Origin of the sequence: Shewanella sp. SP1S1-7 (assembly GCF_031932105.1) — a bacterium.
Classification (GTDB): domain Bacteria; phylum Pseudomonadota; class Gammaproteobacteria; order Enterobacterales; family Shewanellaceae; genus Shewanella; species Shewanella baltica.
Genome location: NZ_JAUOEU010000019.1, coordinates 34,599 through 61,309, shown reverse-complemented (window position 1 = coordinate 61,309; position 26,711 = coordinate 34,599). Strand labels below are relative to the sequence as shown.

The window sequence follows — 26,711 nt, the reverse complement described above, 5'->3', positions numbered from 1 at the left end:
ACTTATAAATCACTATTAGTGCATAATAATACACTTCAATAAGCTTATCCTTGCTGCCATTTTGTTAAATCTGCGATACAACCTAAAAATCTTCTTATTAAGTTACGGCATTGCCATGATTTTTTTTGCTTGTATAGTACTTGCTGAAAAGGCCTTAAGCCCGAAACCACAAGAAGGACGATAACAAGATGGCATTAAGATTTCGCCTTGCAAAGCAAGGTTTGTTAGTGGCCACATTGGGAATGGCACTCGGTGCCTGCCAAAGTGGCAATGCACCTGTACAAAATTCGACTGAGCAGGCAAGCGCAAATAAATTGGTTTACCCTGTGACTCAAAAAGATGATCTCGTCGAAACCATTCACGGTGTTGCCGTGGCGGACCCTTACCGCCACTTAGAAGCCAATACGCCAGAAACGGAAGCTTGGGTAAAAGAACAACAAGCCTTCGGTCAAGCCTATTTAGCCAAGATCCCCAATAAACAAGCTGTGGTCGATCGCATCACTGAGCTGTGGAATTACGAAAAAGTCTCCGCCCCATTTGAGAATGGCGACAATCAATTTTACTACCGTAATGATGGCCTGCAGGCGCAATCTGTTTTGTATGTAAAAGGGTTAGATGGCGTTGAAAAGCCAGTTCTCGATCCAAACAAACTGTCTGCGGATGGCACTGTGGCACTATCAGGTGTTGCAGTAAGTAATGACGGTAAAATTTTAGCCTATGGCGTGTCAAATTCGGGCTCAGATTGGCAGCAATGGCAATTTGTTGATATCGCAACCGGTAAGAAACTTGCCGATGAATTGAAATGGATTAAATTTTCTAGCGCAGTGTGGGATAAAGAAAACCAAGGTGTGTTTTATGCTCGCTATGATGCCCCAGCGGGTGGAGATGTCTTAGCCGACGTCAATTTCAACCAAAAAGTGTATTACCATAAATTAGGCACAGATCAGCGCCAAGATTTATTGATTTACGAGCGCCCACAGAATAAAGATTGGGGCTTTGGTATCGAGGTATCCGAGAAAGGCGAATACTTATTACTGTCGATTTCTCAAGGTACGGATAAGCGTAATCGTTTCTTCTATAAATCCTTATTTGAGCCTAAATCACAAGTGGTGGAATTGATCCTCAACTTAGAAGCTGAATATGAGTTTCTCGGTAATGATGGTTCAGTGTTTTATTTTAAAACCGACTTAGATGCGCCTAACGGTAAAGTGATTGCGATTGATACCCGTAATAGCGATAAATCCCAATGGCAAACCATTATTCCAGAGTCTACAGATCCGATAAATAACGTCGCCATAATTAATGACCATTTAGTGGTGAGTTATTTACACGATGTATTAGGCCAATTATCGATTTACAGCATGGGTGGGCAGAAACGCCAAGACGTAGCATTACCCGGTCAAGGCAATGTGGCTGGGCCTTTTGGTAAAGCAAGCAAAGACTATTTCTATTATGTGTTTAATAGCTATATTCAACCTGAAACCACCTATAAGTTTGACTTTAAAACCGCTGAATCAAGCGTAATTGCCAAACCTAAAGTATCGTTTAATCCCGATGACTATGTTTCTGAGCAAGTGTTTTATCGCAGCAAAGACGGCACGCGTGTTCCTATGATGCTGTCCTATAAAAAAGGCCTAGTGAAGAACGGTCAAAACCCAACATTACTGTATGCCTATGGTGGTTTTGCCATTTCGATGACACCACGCTTTAGTCCTGCCAACATTGCTTGGTTAGATATGGGCGGTATTTACGCTGTGCCGAGTTTACGTGGCGGCGCTGAATACGGCGAAAGCTGGCATCAAGCGGGGATGTTCGATAAAAAGCAAAATGTGTTTGATGACTATTTTGCCGCCGCTGAATATCTAGTGAGTGAGAAATACACGAATAGCACTAAGTTAGGTGCCTATGGCCGCAGTAACGGTGGTCTGTTGATGGGCGCTGCGGTAACTCAACGCCCTGAACTTTTCGCTGCCGTATTACCTGCGGTGGGCGTTCTGGATATGCTGCGCTTCCATAAGTTCACTATTGGTTGGGCTTGGACGAGTGAATATGGCAGTGCCGATAAAGCCGATCAATTCCCAGCGCTATTGGCTTATTCGCCTTATCACAATGTGAAAGCGCAAGCTTACCCAGCGACTATGGTGATGACTGCCGATCATGATGATCGCGTCGTGCCATTACACAGTTTCAAGTTCGCAGCCATGTTGCAGGATAAGCAACAAGGCACTGAACCTGTGATTATGCGTATCGAGTCTAATGCGGGTCATGGAGCCGGTAAACCGACGGCGATGAAGATTGATGAATTTGCCGATATCTACAGTTTCTTGTGGCAGAGTTTTGGCTTAACACTGCCACAAACTATCGCAAAATAACTAACTATGTTAATAAAATGGGGTCCTTTGACCCCATTGTCTTTTACAATTGCCCCTATTCATCTGAAACCCGCGCTATTCCTATCTATATCTTCGTCGGGTCATTCACAAGTCTTGTTTCCCTAGGTATAGTAAGCGTCAATTTTTCAACCAAAATTTGCTTATTTTCAAATGATGTTTCATTGGCCTATTTCAGTCTATTACGAAGACACCGACGCTGGCGGCGTTGTCTATCATTCGAACTATCTCAACTTTTTTGAGCGGGCGAGAACCGAGTGGCTAAAAGCCCTTGGCGTGAGTCAGACTGCGCTGTTAGCCGACGATACCGCCTTTGTGGTAAAGCGTGCGGAATTAGATTTTCGCAAAGCGGCACGTTTTGAACAGAACCTTATTGTTGAAACTAAGGTCATAGAATTGAAAAAGGCCTCGTTGATCTTTCATCAACGCTTGGTCGATAAACAGGGAGACTGTTATTGTGAAGGCACAGTGCTGGTTGTTTGTGTTGCGCTGTCACGAATGCGTCCCCGAGCTATTCCCTTAAATATTGTGCAGGAGTTTGACAGTGCAAGCTGATATGTCGATTGTTGGGTTATTTTTACAAGCCAGTTTATTAGTGAAATTTGTTATGTTCACCTTACTTTGCTTGTCCGTGATGTCTTGGACGGTGATTTTACAACGCCGTAGCTTACTGACATCCGCAAAAAGTAAATCGGCGAAGTTTGAAGACAAATTTTGGTCAGGCGTTGATTTAAACCGTTTATATAAAGAATTATCGACTCGTCCTGATAATAGCGGTTTAGAGTCATTATTTGTGACTGGCTTTAAGGAATATTCACGCCTGAATAAATTAAATAGCAAAGTGCCTGATGCTGTGATGGACGGTACATCACGTGCGATGCGTGTGACACTTTCTCGCGAAATGGAAAAGTTAGAAGCAAACTTACCCTTATTAGCGACCATAGGTTCGACTAGCCCTTATATCGGTTTATTTGGTACGGTATGGGGGATTATGAATTCATTTATCGCCATTGGTTCGATGGAAAACGCGACCTTAGCTATGGTGGCCCCAGGTATTGCTGAAGCCTTGATTGCAACGGCTATGGGTCTATTTGCTGCGATCCCTGCGGTTATTGCGTACAACCGTTTTTCGACTCAAGTTGATAAATTAGAAATGGCCTACGCAAACTTTATGGAAGAGTTCTCCAGCATTTTGCATCGCCAAGCATACAGTGAGAAGGAAGGGGCATAATGCAACCAGCTTATCAGCGCAAACGTCGTCGCCCCGTTGCCGAAATCAACGTGGTGCCCTATATCGACGTGATGCTCGTGCTGTTAATTATTTTTATGGTAACAGCGCCCATAGTCACTCAAGGGGTAAAAGTGGAGCTGCCTCAAGGGGCTGCGGAAGTTTTACCCGCTGATAGTAAACCGCCAGTGGTGGCTTCGATTGACGGTGACGGTGATTATTATTTGAATAAAGGTGGTTCAACCAACGTTCCTATGGACTTGGAAGAGCTCGCGACGGAAGTTGCTGCGCTTATGGTGACAGAGCCTGAGCGTCCCGTGGTGGTTAAGGCCGATAGAAATATTCCTTACGATAAAGTGATTCAGTTGATGGTGACACTGCAGCAAGCTGGCGTGCCATCAGTCGGTTTGATGACGGATTCACCCAAGGAGAAATAGGTGGCAGATAAGTCAGATGTAACATTACCTCTGTCAATTTCAGCGGGTATTCATATTGGCGTGATAATTATTCTGGCGTTGGGGATAGATTTTTCTCATAAACCTGAGCCTATGCAACAAGTTAGTGCGCCAGCGGTTAAAGCTGTGATGGTTGATCAGCAAAAAGTCGCTAATCAAGTTGAGAAACTTAAGCAAGAAAAGCGTGATGCCGAACGCCGTGAGCAAGAACGCCAAGCCGAGCTTGAGCGCAAAGCGCAAGAAGCGAAGCAAGCGCGCGAACGTGAACAGGCTCAAATTAAAAAGCTAGAGCAAGAACGTAAGCAGCAGGAAATTGAAACCCAAAAGGCCAACGAAGCGGCCAAGCTCGCTCAAGTAAAACAGCAGCAGGAAAAGGAAAAAGCAGTTAAAGCCGAAGCCGACCGTAAGCTGAAAGAGCAGGAGCGTAAAGTCGCTGAAGATGCCGCGCAGAAAGCTGCGGAAAAACGCAAAGTGGAAGAAGCTGCAGCAGCAAAAGCCGAGACCGATCGTAAGCAGAAGGAGGCGGAAGCTAAGGCCAAAGCTGATAAAGCCAAGGCTGATGCAGAAGCGAAAGCCAAGGCCGAAGCTAAAGCGAAAGCAGATGCTAAGGCCAAAGCGGATGCTGAAGCCAAAGCCCGCGCCCAGCAGGAGCAGGAAATGGCCGATGCATTAGCGGCGGAGCAGGCGGCATTGTCGCAAACCATGAATAAGCAGATGCAGAGTGAAGTGGGTAAGTATCAGGCAATGATTAAATCGACTATCCAACGAAATTTGGTGGTGGATGAATCTATGCGTGGCAAGACTTGTACTGCCTCTGTACGATTAGCAAATGATGGTTTTGTGATCAGCAGTCAGACTAAAGGCGGTGATCCAAATGTTTGTCGTGCAGCAAAAGCAGCGATTTTGAAGGCGGGTAAATTGCCAGTGTCTCCGGACCCTGCGGTTTATAACTTGATGAAAGAAATTAACTTAATCGTTGAACCAACGTTTTAATTAAAGGAGTCCCATGAAAATATTGGCAAAATGGTTAGCATTGGCGGTTCTGCTTTGCACCACCCCCGCAAAAGCGGCATTGGATATTGTGATCACAGAAGGTGTTGACGCTGCGCGTCCTATCGCTGTGATGCCTTTTGTTTGGCAAGGTCCTGGCGCCGCACCGCAAGCGATTGCGGATGTAGTGATGTCAGACTTAGTACGTAGCGGTACGTTTAAACCTTTAGACGAACTTGGACTGCCTCAGCGTAATATTGGCACTGTGGCACAGTTTCAAGCTAATTCTTGGTCAAGTGTTGGCGCCGAAGCGTTAGTGCTAGGCACCGTTAAACCTTATGGTACCGATCAATATTTGGTGAGCTTTGATTTAATCGATTTAGTCAAAGCCCAAAACCAAGCGTTGAAAGGCCCAGTTAGTGCAACAGAATTTTTGATGGACAGCCGTCAAACTGTGATTTCAGCGGCGCAATTTCGCCAATATGGACACAGGATCAGCGATATCGTCTATGAAAAGTTAACTGGTATTCGCGGCGCATTCTTAACGCGGATCTCCTACGTTGTGGTCAATCATACTCAAAAAGCCCCATATCAATTGATGGTTGCTGATTATGATGGCGTCAATGAACAAATGTTACTGCGCTCGCCAGAGCCGTTGATGTCACCGACTTGGTCACCCGATGGTCGTCGTCTAGCGTACGTAAGCTTTGAAAACAAAAAAGCGGAGATCTTCGTGCAAGACCTTTATACCCAAGTGCGCACTAAAGTGAGCTCTTTCCCTGGTATTAACGGTGCGCCGGCGTTCTCACCCGATGGTAAATCTTTGGCTGTGACTTTATCTAAAGACGGTCAGCCTGAAATTTACATCATAGATATTGCAACTAAAGCGATTAAGCGTATTACCAATCACTATGCTATCGATACTGAGCCATCATGGTATCCTGATGGAAAGTCGCTGATTTTTACATCAGAGCGCGGTGGTAGACCACAGATTTATCGCGTAGAGTTGAGCTCAGGTAAAGTCAGTCGCGAGACCTTTGAAGGTGAATGGAACCTCGGTGGTTCAATTACCCCTGATGGTCGCAGTATGATTTTTGTTAATCGCACGAACGGTAAATTTAATATTGCGCGTATGGATTTAAGTACGCGTTTTATGCAGGTGCTGACATCGACACGTTTGGATGAATCTCCAAGTGTGGCCCCTAATGGTACTATGGTGATCTATGGCACTACATACCAAGGCAAGCAAGTATTAGCAGCTGTTTCTACGGATGGACGTTTTAAAGCAAGATTACCGGCAGGTCAAGGTGAGGTGAAATCACCTTCTTGGTCACCGTTTCTCTAATGTTATACCTTGATTTAATCACATTTAATTTTATAAGGAACACGTAATGGATCTGAATAAGTTGTTAAAAGCTATGTTGGTAGCACTTCCAATTATGGCTCTTAGTGCATGTAGCTCAACTTCAGAATCAGAAACTGATGCAATGGGCTCAACAAACGGTTCAGGTAGTGAGCTGAATGGTGGTGGCATTCAAACTGGTGGTGTAGGCGCAATGTTGTCTGCTGAAGAGCAACAACGTCAGCAGTTAGAAGACTTGAGAAAGCAACACATCATTTACTTCGACTTTGACCGCAGTGAAGTTCAAACAGATTTCGCCGCAATATTAGAAGCCCATGGCACTTACTTAGTTGAGCACCCAAGTGTGCGCGTACTGATTGAAGGTCATGCGGATGAGCGTGGCACGCCTGAGTACAACATTGCTCTGGGCGAGCGTCGTGCTAAAGCCGTTGCTAAATACCTACAAGGTATGGGCGTACAGCCAAGCCAAATGAGCATAGTCAGCTATGGCGAAGAAAAACCACTTGATTTTTCTCGCACTGATGAAGGTTTTGGCAAAAACCGTCGTGCAGTTTTAGTTTACTAAGATTGAATCTCGGAGAGTAACACAATGAAACGTGCCGTCTTAATTACGGCAATGTTCCTTGGTGCAGGTGCTGCTGTTGCAGCCCCTGCTCCTGTGGAAGATATTGCTGGTGGTTCGGGTGATGACAGACTTGCTCGCATAGAACGTATTGTAAAATCAAGACAACAAAGCGAGCTCGAAATGCAGCGCCGTCTTGATACACTGCAGCAGGAAGTACTCGATTTACGTGGTTTAACCGAACAACAGAATTATCAGATTGAGCAGATGCAACAGCGTCAGCGTCAGTTATATGATGAACTTGCAAATTTATCCTCAAAGGCATCTGCCGCTCCAGCAGCCGCAGCCGCGACATCCACACCCTCAGTCGCCGCGACGAATGCTGCTTCAAGTAGTTTAAGTGAAACAGCAAGCTATGAGAGTGCGGTTAACTTAGTCTTGAAAGAGCGTAAGTATGATGATGCGATTCCTGCCTTCCGTGCTTTTATCAAACAATACCCAGATTCTGTGTATGCCGCGAATGCTAACTATTGGTTAGGACAGCTGTTATTTAATAAGAGCGAGTTTGCAGAAGCCAAACAAGCCTTCAAAACTGTGGTTGACCGTTTTAGTGATTCTAATAAACGCGGTGACAGTTTAGTGAAGCTTGGCATGATCGCCGAGAAAACCGGTGACAAGGCTGGGGCGACGCAATACTACCAACAAGTCGTCAAAGATTACGCAAACAGCGCAGCAGCACGCATTGCACAGCAGCAACTGGCTGCAATTAAAGCGTAATTAACCAAAAAACATACTCTTAGTCTGTTTTTCATGCAAACGACAAAAAATTGGGAATTTGCGCTTGCATGAGAAGATGAAAAAGGTATTATAGGCGCCCTCAGAGCGGCGAGGTCGTTCGGGGCGTAAAATACCAGTAAATGGGTCGTTAGCTCAGTCGGTAGAGCAGTTGGCTTTTAACCAATTGGTCGAAGGTTCGAATCCTTCACGACCCACCACTTACTCTAATAAATAGAATAAGTTAGTGGTATTTAGCGAGATAGGCAGTAGTTCAATGGGTCGTTAGCTCAGTCGGTAGAGCAGTTGGCTTTTAACCAATTGGTCGAAGGTTCGAATCCTTCACGACCCACCACTTTACTGAAAGTGCATAAATCAGCGCAATACCTAGATGGGTCGTTAGCTCAGTCGGTAGAGCAGTTGGCTTTTAACCAATTGGTCGAAGGTTCGAATCCTTCACGACCCACCACTTATTACTTACATTGTTAATGTCAGAATAAGTGAACAGCTTTATCGCAATACCTAGATGGGTCGTTAGCTCAGTCGCTTTTTTTATAAAGCTAGGGCAGTTGGCTTTTAACCAATAAGTCGAATGGTTCTAATCCTTCACGGCACTCCACTTTGCTGAAAGTGCATAAATCAGCGCAATATCAGATGGGTCGTTAGCTCAGTCGGTAGAGCAGTTGGCTTTTAACCAATTGGTCGAAGGTTCGAATCCTTCACGACCCACCACTTATTATTCGCATCATTAATGCCAGAATAAGTGAACAGTTTTAAAGCAATACCTAGATGGGTCGTTAGCTCAGTCGGTAGAGCAGTTGGCTTTTAACCAATTGGTCGAAGGTTCGAATCCTTCACGACCCACCACTTGTTACTTACATTATTAATGTCAGAATAAGTGAACAGTTTTAAAGCAATGCCTAGATGGGTCGTTAGCTCAGTCGCTTTTTTTATAAAGCTAGGGCAGTTGGCTTTTAACCAATCAGTCGAATGGTTCTAATCCTTCACGACACACCACTTTACTGAAAGTGCATAAATCAGCGCAATATCAGATGGGTCGTTAGCTCAGTCGGTAGAGCAGTTGGCTTTTAACCAATTGGTCGAAGGTTCGAATCCTTCACGACCCACCACTTTACTGAAAGTGCATAAATCAGCGCAATACCTAGATGGGTCGTTAGCTCAGTCGGTAGAGCAGTTGGCTTTTAACCAATTGGTCGAAGGTTCGAATCCTTCACGACCCACCACTTATTACCCCGCTTTATCTCTCTCAAGTTACCCACTAAATTTACCAAGTTAAACTTCAATTCCCAGTACTAGATTTAATACTTTCGTTTTACTTATTTCGTTTCAAATGTTTTCCTAACATATTATTTATCCTGACATTTTCTACTTTTGTCTCATAGACCTATTGCCAATGTTTCTCACTTGTTAATTTGTCCATATTGGTTGCGGATAAATAATAACAATTGGGGAAAGACAAAAAATGAAACAAGCAAAACTAAGCTTGATGGGTAGTGCAATATTATTGGCATTAGCAAGTTCTGCCAATGCGGCATCACTAAAAGATACGGATGTTGAGTTTGGCGGTTATATCAAAGCTGACATTATGTTCAGTGATTATGGCAATGGCGCCCCGGATTCTGGGGATCTTTCTAGGCAGTTTTATGTTCCAGGCACTATTTATGGAAAAGAGGGTAATGGCAATCAAGTCGTGGATTTTCAAGCTCGCGAAACGCGTTTTAATTTCAAAGCGACGACCGATGTTGATGGTCATAAACTTTCTGGCTTTATTGAACTCGATTTTATGACCCACACCGATGGCAATGAACGCACTTCCAACAGCTATTCGCCTCGTATTCGCCATGCATTTGTCTCCTATGACAATTGGACCGTAGGTCAAACGTGGACCACCTTCCAAAATGCTGCGGCATTGCCTGAGAATCTCGATTTTGTTGGTGCTGCCGACGGAACCCCGTTCGCCCGCCAAACGCTATTGCGCTATACCCAAGGTAATTTCCAATTCGCGATCGAAAATCCTGAAACCACAGTCACGCCAAATCAGGGCGGTGCCCGCATTACCAGTGGTAGCGGGGTAATCCCCGATGTTATCGCGCGGTATAACCTCAAAACGGATGGCGGCGCGGCGTTCTCTTTTGCGGGTATTGCCCGTCAGTTGAATTTAGAAACTAAGATAGGTGCGACGCAGATTGATAGCTCAGCCCTAGGATATGGCGCAAGTGTGGCGGGCATTATTCCGGTCGGCAAAGATGATCTTCGCTTCACGGCCACCTATGGTGAAGGTTTAGGTCGTTATATGGCACTCAATTACATTAATGCGGGTGTGCTGGATGCTAACGGTGATATCGAGTCAATTCGTACTTTCGGTGGATTTGTGTCTTATCGTCATTGGTGGAATGAGCAGTGGCGCAGCAGTGTAACCTTGTCAGGCATGCAAGCGGATAACGATGCGGCTTTAACCGGTTCAGGCGTGAATAAGGATGCTTATTCTGGCTATATCAACTTACTTTACTCGCCAAGCAAACCGCTGACCTTTGGGGTTGAGTATATGTACGCCAAGAACAGTAAAGAAAATGGCGATGATGGGGATTTGAGCCGCATCATGTTCTCGGCTAAGTATGTGCTCTAATCTTACTTGCTTGCGATAAAAACTAAAAAGGAGACCTTAGGTCTCCTTTTGCATTAAGCGAGTCACATATGTGTAGCGCTTAATCTAATAGATTGTTTTCGCGAACATATTGTTCGAAATCTGTGCAGCCACCAACGTGTTTTTCATCGACAAAAATCTGCGGTACGGTTTCAACTGGCTTACCGACAGTTTTCTCTAAATCTGCTTTAGAGATGCCTTCTGCGTGGATATCGACATATCTGAACTTAAAGTCATCACGTTTTTCAACGAGTTGCTCAGATAATTGCACAGCACGAACGCAATAAGGACAGCCTGGACGGCCAAAAATAACAACGAACATAATAGCTCCTTAGGATTACTTTAGTCGTTTTATACCATAGGCCTAAGTGAATTGATAATGTCAGCCGAGTTTATTTTCAGTTTGATAGCGGCCTTGATAATCAAAATAGCTTTCGAGCAGATCCCAGCCTTTTTTATGTTTCTTCAGCAGCAAGAGATCCGGCATACGGAATTTATCCGCGTCGCTGATTAACTCTGCCACTTTAGTGTACTTTTTCGGTTTTAATCCCGGCGTACGGCCATGGGGAAAGATGAATAAGGCATATAGGGCTCGCCACTGGGCCGGCGTTTGCAATTTAAAGCGGCGATTGAATTCATTGCCGTCGATATCGAGGTATTGCACTTTCAGATTGCCATCATCGTCGATGAGGCTCATATGTTGGCAGCGGAATAAATGATGGTGTTGTTGGCTGAGCACTTGGCGTAGGCGTTTATCGGGATCGATGAGGGTCGATTGGCAGTGCTGGCAAATGCGTGCGGCGATATCGTTCTCTTCACCGCAATCAGGGCAAGATTTAGATCTAAATCGAAAGTCGCACTGCTGCTTTTTACCATGCTGTTCGACTATGCCCTGACAACGGCGACCAAAGTGTTCGATAATGTCGCCATCATCGCCCGTGAGTCCCCAGAAAATATTGGCAAAATCACATACTGGGCAATGCACTTGCACGGGTACCGATTTACTGTTGGGTTTCGCTTGCCCGACCTCAGGAAAATACAAGTCATAACCATTGGCAGCATAGTCGATGATAAGACAATCTTTTTTACCTTCAGCGATGCGTAAACCACGGCCGATCATTTGTTGAAACAGACTGACTGAGGCGGTAGGGCGCAAAATTGCAATCAAATCCACATGGGGCGCGTCGAAGCCTGTCGTCAACACAGCCACGTTGACCAAAAACTTAAGCTCTTGGGCTTTAAAGCGTTCAATCGTCGCATCTCGTTCATTGTCGTGCGTTTGTGCCGTGATAATGGCGCTCTGTGCAGCATGAGCTTGGTTGAGCAGGCCAAAAATCTCATTGGCGTGGCGCACCGTTGCCGCGAAGATGATAATGCCTTTTCTATGTTGGCCCAGTTCAATGAGCTGTTTCACTATCGCGGTAGTCGCGCGGCCGTAATGCCCCAGTAAATCGTTAACGTCGGCTTCGGCATATTCCCCATTCTCGTTGGCTTTGAGTTGGCTGAAATCGTACTGGGCACTTAAGCCATCAAACAGGGTTGGCGCTGTGAGGTAACCTTGTTTAATGAGTGGCCTGATGGGCAGTTCGAACACACAATGTTCGAACACAGCATGTTCGGGAGACCCCACTTTGCCGTGATAGTGTTGCTGATAAATCCAGCCAGTGCCAAGGCGATAGGGCGTAGCGGTGAGGCCGAGCAATCTTAATTGGGGATTTTTCGTGCGTAAATGATTGAGCACTTGTTGATATTGGCTGGTTTTTTCTAGGCTGACTCTGTGGCATTCATCAATAATCACTAACGAGAACGGCTGATCGAACTGCATTAACCCCCGCGCTGCCGATTGAATGCTGGCGACGACGGTTTTCCCCTCAGTGGCTTTTTGATTGAGTCCCGCCGCATAGATACTGGCTTGTGCCGTGAGTAGGCCGACTTTCTCGGCATTTTGAGCGACTAATTCTTTCACGTGGGTGAGTACTAAAACCCTGCCTTTGGCGATGCGCGCCAGTTCGGCGATCACTATGCTTTTGCCGGCGCCTGTGGGCAATACGAGTACGGCGGAAGCTTGGCTTTGCCTAAAATGGGCGATGGCGGCATTAACCGCTTGCTGTTGATAGTCTCTGAGTTTGACTGACACGCTGATAAAAATCTATGCTGAATAAAAGTGAGGTCGCAAGCTTAACATAACAGGTAAAAAAAATGCCCCTGGTTGGAGGGGCAAGCTAGAGAAAGGAGCAATCACACACTCTCTCAACAGGGTTCACTGTTAACCTGAGGTTTAAAAAGGGAGGTTCAGGTTACGCTTAGCCTATTGGGCATAGACTAAGCGTTGTGGACGTTGTTCGTCACTCGGATATTACTCAGTACGATTCAAGCGTGATTCAATCAAGGTCTCGATCACAGCTGGATCGGCCAAGGTTGATGCATCCCCTAAGTTGGTCACTTCGTTAGCGGCAATCTTACGCAGGAAGCGGCGCATGATCTTGCCCGAACGTGTCTTAGGTAAGCCCGTCGCCCATTGGATGAGATCTGGTGTTGCCAGCGCACCAATTTCTTTACGAACCCATTGACGCAGCTCTTGTCGTAGCTCTTCGGTTTCTTCAGTGCCGCGGGTTAGCGTGACGTACGCATAAATACCTTGGCCTTTAATATCGTGTGGGTAACCAACTACTGCTGCCTCGGCGACCAGTTCGTGTGATACCAGCGCACTTTCGACCTCTGCAGTACCTAATCTGTGGCCGGATACGTTGATTACGTCATCGACGCGGCCAGTGATCCAGTAATAACCATCTTCATCGCGGCGGGCACCGTCACCGGTAAAATACATGCCACGGAAGGTTTTAAAGTAGGTCAATACAAATCGTTCGTGGTCGCCATACACAGTCCGCATTTGGCCCGGCCAAGAGTCGAGTAACACTAAGTTACCTTCGTTCTCACCTTCTAAAATATTCCCCATGTTATCCACTAAGGCGGGTTGAACACCAAAGAACGGACGGGTCGCTGAGCCTGGTTTAGTGTCGGTCGCGCCTGGTAGCGGCGTGATCAAAATACCGCCGGTTTCAGTTTGCCACCAAGTATCGACGATAGGGCAATGTTCATGACCTATGACTTCATGGTACCAACGCCACGCTTCTGGGTTGATAGGTTCACCTACCGAGCCCATGATCCTCAGACTGCTACCATCGAACTTATCGAAGTGTTGTTTGCCTTCGGCCATCAGTGCGCGAATTAGCGTTGGCGCAGTGTAAAGAATGTTTACCTTATGGCGGTCAATCATTTCGCCTAAACGGGCAGGGCTTGGATGATTCGGAACACCTTCATGGATAAGCACAGTCGCACCATTGGCGAGTGGGCCGTAAACCATATAAGAGTGGCCTGTGATCCAACCCACATCGGCGGTACACCAGTACACTTCGCCCGCTTTGTAGTCGAACACATATTCATGGGTCATAGACGCATAAACCATGTAGCCACCAGTGGTGTGCAATACGCCCTTGGGATTACCGGTTGAACCTGAGGTATACAGCAGGAATAACGGCGCTTCGGCATCCATTTCCTCTGGTTGGCAGTACTCAGATGCGGTTTCCATCAGTGAGTGCCACCACACATCTCGGCCTTCGACCCAATCCACTTTGCCGCCCGTGCGTTTAAGCACTATGACTTTCTCAACCGTAGTAACATCAGGGTTTTTTAAGGCATCATCGATGTTGCGTTTCAATGGAATAGCACGGCCACCGCGCATACCTTCATCGGAGGTAATGATGACTTTTGATTTGCCATCAATTACGCGAGAGGCGATAGAATCCGGTGAGAAACCACCGAAGACCACGGAGTGCACAGCGCCGATACGGGCACAGGCGAGCATAGCCACTGCGGCTTCTGGCACCATAGGCATGTAAATCGTGACTATGTCACCGCGGCGCACGCCTTGGCTGCGTAATGCGTTTGCGAATTTACACACCTCTGCATGTAATTCACCGTAGGTGATTTTGCGTTGTTCGCTGGCGTTGTCGCCTTCCCAAATAATCGCCACACGATCACTGTGCTCGGCTAAGTGACGATCTAAACAGTTGGCAGAAGCATTCAGGGTGCCGTCGTAAAACCAGTTGATCGATAAATTATGATCATCAAAAGAGGTTTTTTTAATTTTGGTATAGGGTTTTATCCAATCAATACGCTTGCCGTGTTCTCTCCAGAAACCTTCAGGATTGACAATCGACTCTTGGTACATTGTTTTATATTTATCGTTGTTTACAAGTGCATTGGCAGCGATATTGCCGGAGACTTTATAGAGAGACTGCGAGCTCATAGGGCTTCCCTTTTGAAAAATTGCGTGGACTGAGTATGGTATGCAAGGGGGCGGCAACTCCATTAGACCTTGGTCTAGTTTTAAATTTTCCTTTATATTTAGTCTGTTGCATTAAAAATCCGGCTAGATTTTAGACAGGTTTTATCGCACAATAATCAGAAAAAAGAGCAAAGTATGAATTTAACCTTAGTCGTCGCCGTTATTGCCGTCTGTTATGTCTCGCTTTTATTCCTATTAGCGTGGGGGGCGGAGCGTTGGTTTAGCCGGATCACCAAAAAGCTACAGGTCGGTATTTATGGCCTGAGCTTAGCGGTCTACTGCTCTTCGTGGAGTTTTTTAGGCACAGTCGGCCAATCGGCTAAGGATCTCTGGTCTTTTTTACCGATTTTTATCGGCCCCATTCTGATTTTCACCTTAGGTTTTGGCATGTTACGCAAGATGGTATTAGTGTCTAAGGCACAAAATATCACCTCAGTGGCCGACTTTATTGCCGCCCGATACGGCAAATCCCAAACCTTAGCCGCCTTAGTCACCTTAATCGCCTTGTTTGGCATCATGCCCTATATCGCCCTGCAGCTTAAGGCGATGGTGTTCAGCCTTAACCTGTTTCAACCCGCAGACGATCCCCTCGATGGCGTGACAATTCCGTTACTGATCACGTCTTTATTAGCCATATTTGCCATTTTATTTGGTACCCGCAAACTCGATGCCACCGAGCATAATCCCGGCATGATGCTCGCGATTGCCTTTGAGTCTCTGGTGAAGCTCGCCGCATTTTTATTGGTCGGCGTCGTCATTAGTTTTGGGGTGTTCGATGGTTTTGGGGATATTTGGCAGCAGGCAAATGCGCAGTCGCTGATCAATTATCCCAATCCCCGTATCGAAGCCCTAATGCCTGAGTTACTTGTCGGAATGGCGGCGTTTTTGTGTATGCCAAGGCAGTTCCATGTGATGGTGGTGGAATGCGCCGATGAGTCTGTGCTGTCAAAGGGACGTTGGTTGTTTCCTATCTATTTAGCGCTTTTTGGTTTATTCGTTGGGCCGCTCGCCTTGGCGGGGAAGATCATCCTCGGCGATTCTGTGTCGGCCGATACCTATGTGATTAATTTGCCACTCGCCTTAGATCAACCTTTGCTGGCGGTGATTGCGCTGCTGGGCACACTTTCGGCGGCAACTGGCATGGTGATAGTGGCTGTGGTGACTATCAGTGTGATGGTGAGTAACGAATGGCTGGTGCCTGTGATGCTGCGTACGGGCCATATTCGCGAGAAAAACTTCAGTCAGTTCTCGCACCTGTTACTAAATGCCCGCCGCTTAGCCATAGTGATTATTCTTGGGCTAGGTTATGGCAGTTATCTTGCCTTAGCCGACAGTGATTCTTTATCCCATCTCGGCATGTTGTCCTTTGGCGCTTTCGCCCAATTAGCGCCTGCCTTAGTGGGCGGGCTTTATTGGAAGCACGGCAATCGTGCTGGGGTATTTTTAGGGCTCGGCGTGGGCTTTACGTTGTGGTTTTACATTATGTTGCAGGGCATGACAGATGTGCAAAGTTCATCAGCGTTAGTATCTGGAGTCACGGGTGAGATAGGTTTGCTAGATGCGATAACGCCCAATGTGCGTGATGCACTGACGGCACTTTTTGCCAATATCGCCTGTTATATTTTGGGATCGATTTGGTTTAGGGCGGGTGTGGCCGAGCGTATTCAGGCCAGTGCTTTTGTGAGCCCTGGCAAATTGAAGAACAGCGCCAATAAGAAAAATGGTCCGATTTCACAGCAGGATTTGCTGATTCTCGCCAGTCGATTCGTCAGCCCAACGCGCGCCTACGAGAGTTTTAGCCGTTTCTCAATTGACGCCGTAAAAAGTGATAGCTGGCATAAAGCAGCGCCGCCTGAGCTGATTTTCCACACAGAACGTTTATTAGCGGGCGTACTTGGCGCCTCAAGCGCAGCGCTGGTGATGGATTCTGTGCTGCAAGGGCGTGATTTGGCGCTGGATGAAGTGTTCAGTCTAGTGGATGAAGCGTCATCGAAAATCATGCTCAGCCAAGACATGCTGCGCGGCGCGATTGAGCATGCCTATGAAGGCATGAGCGTGATAGATAATGATCTCAATCTCGTGGCTTGGAATTATAAGTATGTGGAGTTGTACCAATATCCCGATGGATTCTTGCAGCAGGGTATGCCCATCAGCGAAGTGATCCGTTTTAATGCGTCGCGGGGTTATTGCGGTGAAGGGGAAATTGAACAGCAGGTCGCCCAGCGGGTACAGCATATGCGTAATGGCACGCCACACACTTCTGAGCGCCATCGCAGAGACGGTAAAGTGATTAAAATTCAAGGTAATCCCATGCCAGACGGCGGCTTTGTGATGACCTTTACCGACATTACTCAGTATCGCGAGCAGGAGCGCGCGCTGCTCGAGGCCAATGAAACCTTAGAAAGCCGCGTTAACGAACGTACCTATGAATTAGCCATGTTGAACAGCGAGTTACTGGAAGCTAAAGCGCAGGAGGAAATAGCCAACGCCTCCAAGAGTCGCTTCTTAGCTGCCGTTGGTCATGATTTAATGCAACCGCTGAATGCTGCAAGGTTGTTTACCGCATCTTTATCTCAGTATCCCAATTTAGATCGCGAGGCCAGAACCACCTTATCCCATGTGAACAGCTCGCTTAAGATCGCCGGCGAGTTGCTCACCGATCTGCTGGATATTTCTAAACTCGATTCCGGCATGGTGGATGTTAATCGTCGTGACTTTGCTATTTCTGAACTAATCAACGGCTTATCCGTAGAATTTGAGGCGATGGCAGCGGACAATCAAATCCGTTTTAAGATGATCCCATGTAGTGCGACCGTTAATTCCGATCCTTCACTGTTACGCCGAGTCCTACAAAACTTTTTAACCAATGCCTACCGTTACGCCCGTGGTGGCAGAGTCTTGTTTGGTTGTCGCCATCGCGGTCATTACCTTGAGATCCAAGTGTTAGATACAGGTTGTGGTATTGATGAAAAGGAAACCCAAGAAATTTTTAAAGAATTCAAGCGGCTGAATAATCCTAAGAGCAACAATGTCAGCGGATTAGGCTTAGGTTTAGCCATTGCCGATCGCATCAGTAAAGTGCTGGAACACGGTATTCAGGTTTCATCCCATTTAGGTCGCGGCTCGGTATTCTCCATTTGTGTGCCGCTCGGGGAGACTGTACGTCAGCCGCAAGTGAAGGCGTTGCCATCGCTGCTGCAGCCGTTATCGGGTATCAAAGTGTTGTGTATCGATAACGAAGAGGCGATTCTGGCGGGTTTAGAAAGTCTATTAAGTCGTTGGCAATGTGAGGTTATTTGCGCAAAAGATTTATCTGATGCACGCATTAAGCTAGGGCTGAAAGGCGTTGCGCCCGATATTGTGCTCGCCGATTACCACTTAGATGATGGCCAAAATGGCGTCGATGCGATGGACGGTATTCGTGCCCTGTATGGCAAAGACTTGCCCGGTATTTTGATCACCGCCAATACCCGCAAAGAGCTGGTGGAAGATGTGCAGCGCCGCGGCTATCACTATATGGCGAAAATGATAAAACCTGCGGCGCTGCGCGCCTTGATTTCGAGCTTAGTGAAATGAGCTGAGTCTGAGCAACTAAGTCTAATCAGCTTAGTTAAATCAGCTTAGTAAATCAGATTAGAAACATAAGTTGAGTGGCATCGGTACATTAGCCTGAAACCCAGATAATCCGAGTAGTTGCGATGCGGATTATCTGGATTAAACACTTCACTAGATACTGGTTTAGCACTTTGCAAGAGAAAATAGGCTAGAGGTTTGTTATCGTTGCTTCGTTCATCCCCAACCAAATGAATGATCAGAGTTTGAAAACAGCGAGTTTGCTGTTTAAATTCAGAGATAACTCCGCCAAACTTTCACTTTCTTGGGCGAGATAGGTTGCCGATTCGGAGACTTCGAGCGCTGAATTATTAATCCCGCACACGTTTCTGTTCATGTCTTCAGCGACCACACTTTGCTCTTCTGCGGCGGTAGCGATATGGGTTGCCATGTCACTCACATGTTTGATATGGGTAACGATAAGCGATAAATCACCTCCCGCTTTTGCCGATTGACTCACACTGTTTTCTGCTAAAGCTCGGCTTGCATCCATTGCTTTAGCGGCGCTTACGGCCCGTTGTTGCAATAATGAAATCGTGTTCTGAATTTCTTCGGTCGATTGCCTAGTGCGACTGGCGAGTTGTCTCACTTCATCGGCGACCACAGCAAACCCTCGTCCTTGCTCGCCTGCGCGGGCGGCTTCAATGGCGGCATTCAGTGCGAGTAAGTTAGTTTGATCTGAAATTGCGCTGATCACTGAGGTCACTTCGCTGATCTGCATGACTTCCTCTTTGAGCATGTTCACTTGATCCGTCGCTTGCTCCACTTCTTTGGCAAGGGCATGGATTCCGTCCACACTGGCGTGGACATCTTGGTCGCCAAGGCCTGCTTCCCATGTGGCTTCTTTGGTATCTTTGGCCGTGCTCTCCGCATTATTCGCCACATCGGCGATAGTTGCGCTCATTTCATTCATGGCGGTGGCGAGCTGGGCAAGCTGATCCCGCTGATTATTCACCGCTTGATTGGTTTCCTCCGCGGTTGAGGCGATACGAGCCGAGGCCTGGGCAACATTATCAGCGCTATGACTTGCTTCCAGTAAGGTGCTACGAATCGAGCCAATACTTTGGTTGATGTTATGGGCTAAGGTGCCAAGCTCGTCTTTACCATAGACCTTTAATTGCGTGGTTAAATCCCCCTTTGTGATGGCGAGCATCGCCTGATTTACATCATCCAGTGGCCGAGTAATAGAGCGGCTAATGGCATAACCTAGCCAAGCCATAAGCACAATAATGACAAATGTAATACCACCCATGGTGAGGTATTCATGCCAAATGGTGGCTTCGATATCTTGGAGTAACATACCTGAGCCTAAGATCCAGCCCCAAGGTTTAAATCCCATGACGAGTGAGATTTTTTGCGCCGATTTTCCATTAGCTGTCATCCAGCGGTATTCGACTAGGCCTTGTTTGCCATCACGGCCGAGTTCGACCATTTTGTACCAGTAGTTTTCTTCGCCTTGATTGCCCATCTGTTGCCCAACCAATTCTCTTTTGATGGGATGGACGATGACGCGCCTCGATTCATCAATCACAAATAAGTAGTTATCACCATCAAAGCGCATGTCGTTCAACATGTCCTTAGCGGCCTGCTGTGCTTGCTCTAAGGGCAGTGATTGGGATAACGCTTGAATGCGGCTGCTGGCGAGGGACAATACGGCATTAAGCCGTGCTTCACGCTCCATCATCAGATTATGCTTTAAAGCACTAACTGAAATAATGAGCAAAATTAAGGCGCCTGCGAGGGCGATGATGAGCTGTAATGCGAGTTTGCGATTGACGGCTATGTCAGCGAGTTTGAACATATGATCTCCATGTCTTGGTGTTGCTATTTAAGCCATTCCTCAGCTCAATTTGTTGGCGGATATTGGCGAAAGATGTGCGGGAAAACATTAGCGATATAAGCATTGCTGGCTTTGGAAAAATGTCCAGTTGCTAGATTAAATTAATGGGCTAAATTGCGTAGTTTTAATGGAAATTGTGAGCAACGTTGCAATTGCAATCTTAGCGCTTTTAGCTATCGAGAGGATGCGAGGTTTGTATTCTGGGTAAGACTGCCGAGTGACTTAACACCGCTGCTTAGTTTAAACCCCTGCGCACTTTTAACGATGCGCAGAGGGTTATCTATTTGAAGGATGATTACGTTGAAGGCTTATGCTGTTGGTATTAACCGTGGCTGATAAGCTGTGGCTCGGCACAGGCGGATGATGCCTTAATGCTTGTTGCAACTAGCTTCATCGCACGGGTGAGTTGGCTTAATTGCGCCGGGCTAATCACATAGGGCGGCATGATATAGATAAGGTTAGCGAAGGGGCGAACCCACACGCCTAAATCAACAAATTGTTGCTGCAACTCTGCCGTGTTGACGGGTTCGTGCATCTCTAACACGCCCACTGCGCCGAGCACTCGCACATCTTTTACGCTGGGTAAGTTAATCGCATCTTTAAGTTCTAAGCGCATTTGCTGCTCGATAGCGGCCACTTGCGCTTGCCATTCATTGCGATTGATTAAGTCTACGCTTGCACACGCGGCCGCGCAGGCCAGCGGGTTACCCATAAACGTCGGCCCATGCATAAACACGCCGGCGGGAGATTGGCTGATTCCTTGGGCGACGTTATCGGTACATAGCGTTGCTGCTAGGCTGATGTAACCGCCCGTTAGCGCTTTACCTAAACATAAGATATCTGGAGTGATATTGGCATGTTCATAGGCAAACAGCTTGCCTGTGCGGCCAAAACCCGTGGCGATTTCATCTAAAATCAACAACACATCAAATTCATCACACAGGGCACGAAGACCCACTAAATAATCTGCGCTGTAGAAACGCATCCCGCCAGCGCCTTGCATGATCGGCTCTATGATCACAGCGGCAATCTCATGGTGATTAATGCTTAATATGTCGCGCATTGCGGTTAAATCATCGGCTTGTAAGGCTTCGCCAAAGGCGGTTTGTGGTGCAGGCACAAAGGATTGCTTAGTGACCGCATCGCCGAACATAGTGTGCATGCCACCTTCGGGATCGCACACGCTCATGGCGGCAAAGGTATCGCCGTGATATCCCTTCTTAACGGTAAGAATACGTTGTTTTAGCGGTAGCTCTTGATGTGCGATTTGTTCCTGCGAGCTTTGACCTTGCCAACTCTTTCCTTGCAAACTTTGACCTTGCCAATATTGCAGCGCCATTTTGATCGCCACTTCCACTGAGATAGAGCCAGAGTCGCATAAAAAGACTTTCGTCAGCGGCTCGCAGGTCATAGCGATAAGTTTTTTACACAGTTCAATGGCGGGCTCATGTGTGATGCCGCCAAACATTACATGGCTCAGCTGATGCAGCTGTTTTTCCATCGCGGTTAATATCTCGGGATGCGCATAACCGTGCACGCAGGCCCACCATGAGCTAGTGCCATCGACTAGCTTGCGGCCATCGACGAGTTCGAGCTCGCAGCCCTTTGCGCTATGTACACCAAAAACAGGAAGAGAACGGGGCATTGAGGTGTAAGGATGCCAAATATGGGCGCTATCAAAATCAAAATCGAGTAAATTGCGCATAAATGCTCACTAGGTTGGTGGTAAAGTAGCCATTAGTAAACTGAGTTCACTGGTTGGCGTTGACAGTTTAAGGGCTGAGGTTATCCTAGCCAAGATAAAAGACAGAATAAAAAGGGTGTTCAATGTCGCAGTTGCAAGTTCGTCATGATTGGAAGCGGGAAGAAATCGAAGCCTTATTTGCGCTGCCGATGAATGATTTGTTATTTAAAGCCCACAGCATTCACCGTGAAGTGTACGATCCCAATGAAGTGCAAATTAGCCGCTTGTTATCGATTAAAACCGGTGCTTGCCCTGAGGATTGTAAATACTGCCCACAGAGCGCCCGTTATGACACGGGTCTAGAAAAAGAGCGTTTGCTGGCAATGGAAACTGTGCTGACCGAAGCTCGCAGCGCTAAAGCCGCGGGGGCTTCTCGTTTCTGCATGGGGGCCGCTTGGCGTAACCCGAAAGAAAAAGACATGCCGTACCTTAAGCAAATGGTACAAGAAGTCAAAGCGTTAGGCATGGAAACTTGCATGACGCTCGGCATGCTTTCTGAAGATCAAGCGAACGATTTAGCCAGCGCAGGCTTAGATTATTACAACCACAATTTAGATACCTCGCCTGAATACTACGGCGATGTGATCACCACTCGTACCTATCAAAATCGTTTAGATACACTGACAAATGTGCGCGCCTCAGGCATGAAAGTCTGCTCTGGCGGGATTGTCGGCATGGGTGAAAAGGCGACGGATCGTGCAGGTTTACTGCAACAGCTGGCCAATTTACCGCAGCATCCTGATTCAGTGCCGATCAATATGTTAGTCAAAGTGGCAGGCACGCCGTTTGAGAAACTTGACGATCTCGATCCACTCGAGTTTGTGCGTACTATCGCCGTGGCGCGTATTTTAATGCCACTTTCGCGCGTGCGTTTATCGGCGGGCCGCGAAAATATGAGTGATGAACTGCAGGCCATGTGTTTCTTTGCTGGCGCCAACTCGATTTTCTACGGTTGTAAATTGCTGACCACGCCAAACCCAGAAGAAAGCGATGATATGGGGCTATTCCGACGTTTAGGTTTACGTCCAGAGCAGGGCGCTGCGGCAAAATTGGAAGAAGAAAGTGCAGTATTAGCCAAAGCGGCGGCCTATCAAGATAAGTCATCGGCACAATTCTATGACGCGGGTGCTTTGTAAGAATACTGAGTTCATGTCATCTGACTGAATAACAGTCAATCCTGTTGGTCGCAGTCTGTTTTGACTGCGGCTGATAGGATTATTCAATGTGCTCCATTTCTAAGGCAACCGTCTTAAACCGAACACTCATAGGGCAACTATTGTTGAGACCATTGTTGAAACAGTCATTTTTCAGTCAGTCATGCTTGAGGCTAAATCGATGAGTTCTCTGCTTGAGACTAAAATTGCCGCCCGTCAGCACGCTTTGCGTGAGCAAGGATTACTGCGACAACGTAAGGTGCTGGGTGTCGATCACGCCCTTAACACCAACGCATCCACTTCGAGTCCGCGCTTTGTGTTCGAAGGTCGCGCCTATGTCAATTTCAGCAGTAATGATTATTTAGGTTTATCCCGCGTACCTGAACTTGTAGAAGCCTTGCACCTTGGCGCACAAACCTACGGTGTGGGCAGCGGCGCATCGCCCTTAGTGACAGGATACAGTGACGCACATTTGGCGCTGGAGCGTGAACTTTGCGACTTAACGGGACATGAAGCGGCATTGTTATTTTGCTCGGGCTTTAGTGCTAATACGGCGCTGATGAAAACCCTGTTTGATCAGCACGATATTGTGGTTGCCGACAAACTCGTACATGCCTCCATTATTGATGGTTTGCAAGATAGTGGCGCGCAGCTGAAACGTTTTTTACACAATTCCTTAGAAAGCGCTGAGCGGTTACTCGCTCGACATCAGACATCGGCGTTAATCACTGAAAGCGTGTTTAGCATGGACGGAGACTGCGCGCCGATTTCTGAGTTATCGGCGCTTTGTCGCCAACACAATGCTTGGTTGATTGTCGATGATGCCCATGGTTTTGCGGTGCTCGATGGCTATAAAAAGGCTGAGGCCGCCAAGCTTATCGATGTGCAAGTGGTGACCTTTGGTAAAGCCTTAGGTTGCCAAGGCGCGGCCGTGTTGGGGAGCCAAGCGCTGATCGATTTTTTGGTCAGTAACGCCCGTGAATACATTTACTCGACCGCTTTATCGCCCGCCAATGCGGCGCTAGCCTTAGCCGCGACTCAGTACAGCACAGCACATCCCGAGTTACAGCAAAAACTGCTTGAGAATATTACGCTATTCAAACGGTTATGCCGCGAGGCTAATGTACCCCTTTTAGGTTCAGATACCGCGATTCAGCCGCTGATCATTGGGGATGCGTTGCAAACCCTGCAAGTGGCCGAGGAGTTAAGGGCTGCAGGAATTTGGGTTGGCGCGATTCGCCCGCCGACCGTGCCTATAGGCTCTGCGCGTTTACGTATTACTTTAACGGCAGCTCACGCCGCGGAAGATATCGCAACGTGTGTTGCGCAATTAGCTCAAGTGCTCAGTCGCGTCGGTGTGCCGCTTGTGACTGAACGACAAGCTGCGGATGATCACAGATAAATGTACGCTATAGAACGCGTTATTCTATTGAATTTTAAGTTTTTATGGTTGAGTGTTAACTGCAATGCCAAGCCCGATTAAATCCAGCAAGCCTAAATCTTGCGAGTTAACATCTTACGAGTTGAATGTGAGCGAATCTGCTGTAATGCAAGCTTTTGAAAAACTAGCTGTCGGAAAAAGAGCAATTGACAAAGAATCCTATGTTCACGGCGCTCAGATTGCGGAACGATTCTCCGCGGCGGCCCATAGTTATCAAGACCATAATCAGTTACAGCGTCTGAGCGCCGCCAGTTTACTCAGTGAGTTTACCGCCAAAGGTCATCTGTTAGATATTGGCGCAGGCCCTGGGACAGATTTTGCGGCGTATCACTGTGCGCATCAATCTGCACATCACTCAGATCATGAATCGGCACATCAATCAGGGTGTCAATCAGCACATCATTCTGAGCATGGTTCGATACAAAATCCACCGACAGCTGTGTTTGCTGTGGATATCGCCCTTGGCATGTTGCATAAGCTAAAACAATCTTATCCCGATTATCACGGCGTTTGTGCCGATGCCGAGTGTTTACCCTTTGTCGATGGTTGCATCGATGTGATTTATTCGAATCTGGCTTTGCAGTGGTGTGCGAATTTTCCCGCCGCGGTAGCTGAAATGGCGCGCGTATTGAAGCCGGATGGCGAGTGTCATTTGAGCTTAGTGGCGCAGGGCAGTTTGAATCAATTAGCCGAATTAGGCTTAAGAGTAAATGACTTTTCGACGCTGGAGGCGCTAAAAGCGTCATTTAAACTCGATACATGGCAGTTCTTAGAGGTGCAGCTCATTCCTATGACAGTGCATTTTGATACTCTCAAAGCATTGCTCTATTCCATCAAAGGGGTGGGCGCCTCGGTGCAATCGGCCAGTGCAACCCATTCAACTAGTTCAATCAGTTCAGCCAATTCAATCAGTTTAGATAGTTCAACGATTCAGTCAGCAGGAGAGGTTGCTGGCGCAACAGCCGCTGCAGAACCTGCTCTGCGATTGCGCGGTCGCCAAGATTGGCAGGCAATGCAGGCCAAAGCCGAATCCTTACGTGTACCCCAAGGTTTGCCATTAACCTACCAGATAGTGCAGATACGTGCTCGGCGCGGGATGTAACAGTTTCACACTATGTTTTAGCTACAACAATATTCATGCACACATACTTAGCATTGATTAGCGATAGGGACTTTGATTTGTGGACTTGTGGATTTAAAGGTCTACAGGTTTGCGTTTTAGCTTTATGGAGAGTGCACTTCACAAAAGTGCACTCAGTAGCGACAGATAAGGATCTAATATGTTTTTTGTAACAGGTACAGATACCGACAGTGGTAAAACCTTAGTTTCATCGGCGCTGTTAACCGCAGTAAACCGTTTGGGCGCGATAGCCAGCGCTGACTCGGCTGTGAGTATTTTGGCTTCTAACACGCTGTCTACCTTAGGTGTTAAGCCCATCGCCTCGGGCTGTGCGCAAACCTCCGAAGGCTTACGTAATGCCGATGCGCTGCAACTTATGACGTCATCTTCACTAAAACTGGCCTATTCCGCCATCAATCCTTTTACCTTCGAGCCTGCGATTGCGCCGCATATTGCTGCCGCCCAAGTGGGCGTGGGTTTAGCGCCTGAAGTCATTATCGAAAGCTTGGATTTAGCAGCGTTTGCTCAAGCGGATTTTTGTTTGATTGAGGGCGCGGGTGGCTGGCGTTTACCCTTAGGTGATGGCCGATATTTATCGGAAGTGGTACAGAAATTAGAACTGCCAGTGATACTCGTAGTGGGCATGAAACTCGGCTGCTTAAATCACGCACTGCTGACTCAAGAGGCGATATTGGCTGATGGGCTTAAGATTGCTGGCTGGGTTGCCAATTGTGTCGACCCGAATATGCGTATGTTTGCGGAAAACTTGGCGAATCTTAAAGAGATGATGTCAGCACCTTTCCTCGGCTGTGTGCCTTTTCTTGATGATCCCAGTGCTGAAAATGCCGCCGATTATCTTGATACTTCGCCGCTTTTTCAAAGCGCAGAGGCTAATACACAACCAGTGCCTAACTAATGCTTAGCCGCTTAATACTTTCATCTAAGTGCTATCGTAATGTTTTGAGACCAAAAGCCTCACATTAGGTGAGGCTTATTTCTATCAAAGGCTGCCGATTAATGTTCGC

19 protein-coding genes and 9 tRNA genes are annotated in these 26,711 nt (G+C 47.1%); 23 read left to right on the top strand and 5 right to left on the bottom strand.

The annotated features are described in order from the left end of the window. The first annotated feature begins 188 nt into the window (after positions 1 to 188). The 18 genes from Q4Q49_RS14955 to Q4Q49_RS14870 all read left to right on the top strand — a co-directional run bounded on the left by Q4Q49_RS14955 (position 189) and on the right by Q4Q49_RS14870 (position 10,409). The gene (locus Q4Q49_RS14955; protein ID WP_311999713.1) at positions 189 to 2,372 is read left to right on the top strand and encodes a prolyl oligopeptidase family serine peptidase; all 2,184 of its coding nucleotides are present in this window, start codon (positions 189 to 191) and stop codon (positions 2,370 to 2,372) included. Positions 2,373 to 2,543: 171 nt separating this feature from the next. Beyond that, the gene (gene ybgC / locus Q4Q49_RS14950; protein ID WP_006081251.1) at positions 2,544 to 2,945 is read left to right on the top strand and encodes a tol-pal system-associated acyl-CoA thioesterase; all 402 of its coding nucleotides are present in this window, start codon (positions 2,544 to 2,546) and stop codon (positions 2,943 to 2,945) included. After that, complete coding sequence (gene tolQ / locus Q4Q49_RS14945; RefSeq protein WP_006081252.1) at positions 2,935 to 3,621, top strand: protein TolQ; 687 nt, start codon at positions 2,935 to 2,937, stop codon at positions 3,619 to 3,621. Before ybgC ends, tolQ begins: the two co-directional genes overlap by 11 nt. After that, positions 3,621 to 4,055, top strand: a complete 435-nt coding sequence (tolR, locus tag Q4Q49_RS14940) for a protein TolR (protein ID WP_106650233.1) — start codon at positions 3,621 to 3,623, stop codon at positions 4,053 to 4,055. The genes tolQ and tolR overlap by 1 nt, the downstream gene beginning before the upstream one ends. Continuing rightward, a complete protein-coding gene (gene tolA / locus Q4Q49_RS14935) occupies positions 4,056 to 5,066 on the top strand; it encodes a cell envelope integrity protein TolA (protein WP_311999712.1) in 1,011 nt (336 codons plus the stop codon). Between the two features lie 13 nt (positions 5,067 to 5,079). Then, positions 5,080 to 6,408, top strand: coding sequence for a Tol-Pal system beta propeller repeat protein TolB (gene tolB / locus Q4Q49_RS14930; RefSeq protein ID WP_006081255.1), 1,329 nt, complete (start codon positions 5,080 to 5,082; stop codon positions 6,406 to 6,408). 46 nt (positions 6,409 to 6,454) lie between these two features. Further along, positions 6,455 to 6,991, top strand: coding sequence for a peptidoglycan-associated lipoprotein Pal (pal, locus tag Q4Q49_RS14925; protein ID WP_220592695.1), 537 nt, complete (start codon positions 6,455 to 6,457; stop codon positions 6,989 to 6,991). A 24-nt stretch (positions 6,992 to 7,015) separates the two neighbouring features. Beyond that, positions 7,016 to 7,765 (top strand): tol-pal system protein YbgF, encoded by a 750-nt coding sequence (gene ybgF / locus Q4Q49_RS14920; protein ID WP_106650236.1) that lies wholly within the window; start codon positions 7,016 to 7,018, stop codon positions 7,763 to 7,765. Positions 7,766 to 7,907: 142 nt separating this feature from the next. Then, positions 7,908 to 7,983 (top strand) — tRNA-Lys (locus tag Q4Q49_RS14915). A gap of 58 nt (positions 7,984 to 8,041) precedes the next feature. After that, a tRNA-Lys gene (locus tag Q4Q49_RS14910) sits at positions 8,042 to 8,117 on the top strand. A 38-nt stretch (positions 8,118 to 8,155) separates the two neighbouring features. Continuing rightward, positions 8,156 to 8,231, top strand: a tRNA-Lys gene (locus Q4Q49_RS14905). A 59-nt stretch (positions 8,232 to 8,290) separates the two neighbouring features. Next, positions 8,291 to 8,381: transfer RNA gene (locus Q4Q49_RS14900), tRNA-Lys, on the top strand. Positions 8,382 to 8,418: 37 nt separating this feature from the next. Beyond that, a tRNA-Lys gene (locus Q4Q49_RS14895) sits at positions 8,419 to 8,494 on the top strand. Between the two features lie 59 nt (positions 8,495 to 8,553). After that, positions 8,554 to 8,629: transfer RNA gene (locus Q4Q49_RS14890), tRNA-Lys, on the top strand. 59 nt (positions 8,630 to 8,688) lie between these two features. After that, positions 8,689 to 8,779 (top strand) — tRNA-Lys (locus Q4Q49_RS14885). Between the two features lie 37 nt (positions 8,780 to 8,816). After that, positions 8,817 to 8,892, top strand: a tRNA-Lys gene (locus Q4Q49_RS14880). A 38-nt stretch (positions 8,893 to 8,930) separates the two neighbouring features. Then, a tRNA-Lys gene (locus Q4Q49_RS14875) sits at positions 8,931 to 9,006 on the top strand. A gap of 239 nt (positions 9,007 to 9,245) precedes the next feature. After that, positions 9,246 to 10,409: a DcaP family trimeric outer membrane transporter gene (locus Q4Q49_RS14870; RefSeq protein ID WP_311999711.1), complete on the top strand. Its 1,164-nt coding sequence runs from the start codon at positions 9,246 to 9,248 to the stop codon at positions 10,407 to 10,409. A 79-nt stretch (positions 10,410 to 10,488) separates the two neighbouring features. Here Q4Q49_RS14870 and Q4Q49_RS14865 read toward each other — a convergent pair whose 3' ends face one another. The 3 genes from Q4Q49_RS14865 to acs form a co-directional block, all read right to left on the bottom strand. Beyond that, a complete protein-coding gene (locus Q4Q49_RS14865) occupies positions 10,489 to 10,749 on the bottom strand; it encodes a GrxA family glutaredoxin (RefSeq protein WP_006081259.1) in 261 nt (86 codons plus the stop codon). A 60-nt stretch (positions 10,750 to 10,809) separates the two neighbouring features. Further along, positions 10,810 to 12,564, bottom strand: a complete 1,755-nt coding sequence (locus tag Q4Q49_RS14860) for a DEAD/DEAH box helicase (RefSeq protein WP_311999710.1) — start codon at positions 12,562 to 12,564, stop codon at positions 10,810 to 10,812. 219 nt (positions 12,565 to 12,783) lie between these two features. Continuing rightward, complete coding sequence (gene acs / locus Q4Q49_RS14855) at positions 12,784 to 14,736, bottom strand: acetate--CoA ligase (protein WP_006081261.1); 1,953 nt, start codon at positions 14,734 to 14,736, stop codon at positions 12,784 to 12,786. 174 nt (positions 14,737 to 14,910) lie between these two features. Here acs and Q4Q49_RS14850 point away from each other — a divergent pair, with 174 nt between their 5' ends. Beyond that, positions 14,911 to 18,351, top strand: coding sequence for a PAS domain-containing hybrid sensor histidine kinase/response regulator (locus tag Q4Q49_RS14850; protein WP_311999709.1), 3,441 nt, complete (start codon positions 14,911 to 14,913; stop codon positions 18,349 to 18,351). Positions 18,352 to 18,586: 235 nt separating this feature from the next. Here Q4Q49_RS14850 and Q4Q49_RS14845 read toward each other — a convergent pair whose 3' ends face one another. Beyond that, positions 18,587 to 20,188, bottom strand: coding sequence for a methyl-accepting chemotaxis protein (locus Q4Q49_RS14845; RefSeq protein WP_311999708.1), 1,602 nt, complete (start codon positions 20,186 to 20,188; stop codon positions 18,587 to 18,589). A 361-nt stretch (positions 20,189 to 20,549) separates the two neighbouring features. After that, positions 20,550 to 21,932: an adenosylmethionine--8-amino-7-oxononanoate transaminase gene (gene bioA, locus Q4Q49_RS14840; protein ID WP_311999707.1), complete on the bottom strand. Its 1,383-nt coding sequence runs from the start codon at positions 21,930 to 21,932 to the stop codon at positions 20,550 to 20,552. Between the two features lie 122 nt (positions 21,933 to 22,054). Between bioA and bioB the strand changes: the two genes are divergently transcribed. From bioB to bioD, 4 genes are all read left to right on the top strand, one after another. Further along, complete coding sequence (bioB, locus tag Q4Q49_RS14835; protein WP_006081265.1) at positions 22,055 to 23,107, top strand: biotin synthase BioB; 1,053 nt, start codon at positions 22,055 to 22,057, stop codon at positions 23,105 to 23,107. Positions 23,108 to 23,306: 199 nt separating this feature from the next. Continuing rightward, a complete protein-coding gene (locus Q4Q49_RS14830) occupies positions 23,307 to 24,527 on the top strand; it encodes an 8-amino-7-oxononanoate synthase (protein ID WP_311999706.1) in 1,221 nt (406 codons plus the stop codon). 64 nt (positions 24,528 to 24,591) lie between these two features. Further along, positions 24,592 to 25,668: a methyltransferase domain-containing protein gene (locus Q4Q49_RS14825; RefSeq protein WP_311999705.1), complete on the top strand. Its 1,077-nt coding sequence runs from the start codon at positions 24,592 to 24,594 to the stop codon at positions 25,666 to 25,668. A gap of 178 nt (positions 25,669 to 25,846) precedes the next feature. Next, the gene (bioD, locus tag Q4Q49_RS14820) at positions 25,847 to 26,602 is read left to right on the top strand and encodes a dethiobiotin synthase (protein WP_107947122.1); all 756 of its coding nucleotides are present in this window, start codon (positions 25,847 to 25,849) and stop codon (positions 26,600 to 26,602) included. Positions 26,603 to 26,711 lie beyond the last annotated feature (109 nt).

Bases quoted from the DNA above. Each gene is read 5' to 3' on its own strand.
- Q4Q49_RS14955 (WP_311999713.1), top strand. From the start codon at position 189: ATGGCATTAAGATTTCGCCTTGCAAAGCAAGGTTTGTTAGTGGCCACA.
- ybgC (WP_006081251.1), top strand. From the start codon at position 2,544: ATGATGTTTCATTGGCCTATTTCAGTCTATTACGAAGACACCGACGCT.
- tolR (WP_106650233.1), top strand. From the start codon at position 3,621: ATGCAACCAGCTTATCAGCGCAAACGTCGTCGCCCCGTTGCCGAAATC.
- tolB (WP_006081255.1), top strand. From the start codon at position 5,080: ATGAAAATATTGGCAAAATGGTTAGCATTGGCGGTTCTGCTTTGCACC.
- pal (WP_220592695.1), top strand. From the start codon at position 6,455: ATGGATCTGAATAAGTTGTTAAAAGCTATGTTGGTAGCACTTCCAATT.
- ybgF (WP_106650236.1), top strand. From the start codon at position 7,016: ATGAAACGTGCCGTCTTAATTACGGCAATGTTCCTTGGTGCAGGTGCT.
- Q4Q49_RS14870 (WP_311999711.1), top strand. From the start codon at position 9,246: ATGAAACAAGCAAAACTAAGCTTGATGGGTAGTGCAATATTATTGGCA.
- Q4Q49_RS14865 (WP_006081259.1), bottom strand. From the start codon at position 10,749: ATGTTCGTTGTTATTTTTGGCCGTCCAGGCTGTCCTTATTGCGTTCGT.
- acs (WP_006081261.1), bottom strand. From the start codon at position 14,736: ATGAGCTCGCAGTCTCTCTATAAAGTCTCCGGCAATATCGCTGCCAAT.
- Q4Q49_RS14850 (WP_311999709.1), top strand. From the start codon at position 14,911: ATGAATTTAACCTTAGTCGTCGCCGTTATTGCCGTCTGTTATGTCTCG.
- Q4Q49_RS14845 (WP_311999708.1), bottom strand. From the start codon at position 20,188: ATGTTCAAACTCGCTGACATAGCCGTCAATCGCAAACTCGCATTACAG.
- bioA (WP_311999707.1), bottom strand. From the start codon at position 21,932: ATGCGCAATTTACTCGATTTTGATTTTGATAGCGCCCATATTTGGCAT.
- bioB (WP_006081265.1), top strand. From the start codon at position 22,055: ATGTCGCAGTTGCAAGTTCGTCATGATTGGAAGCGGGAAGAAATCGAA.
- Q4Q49_RS14830 (WP_311999706.1), top strand. From the start codon at position 23,307: ATGAGTTCTCTGCTTGAGACTAAAATTGCCGCCCGTCAGCACGCTTTG.
- Q4Q49_RS14825 (WP_311999705.1), top strand. From the start codon at position 24,592: ATGCCAAGCCCGATTAAATCCAGCAAGCCTAAATCTTGCGAGTTAACA.
- bioD (WP_107947122.1), top strand. From the start codon at position 25,847: ATGTTTTTTGTAACAGGTACAGATACCGACAGTGGTAAAACCTTAGTT.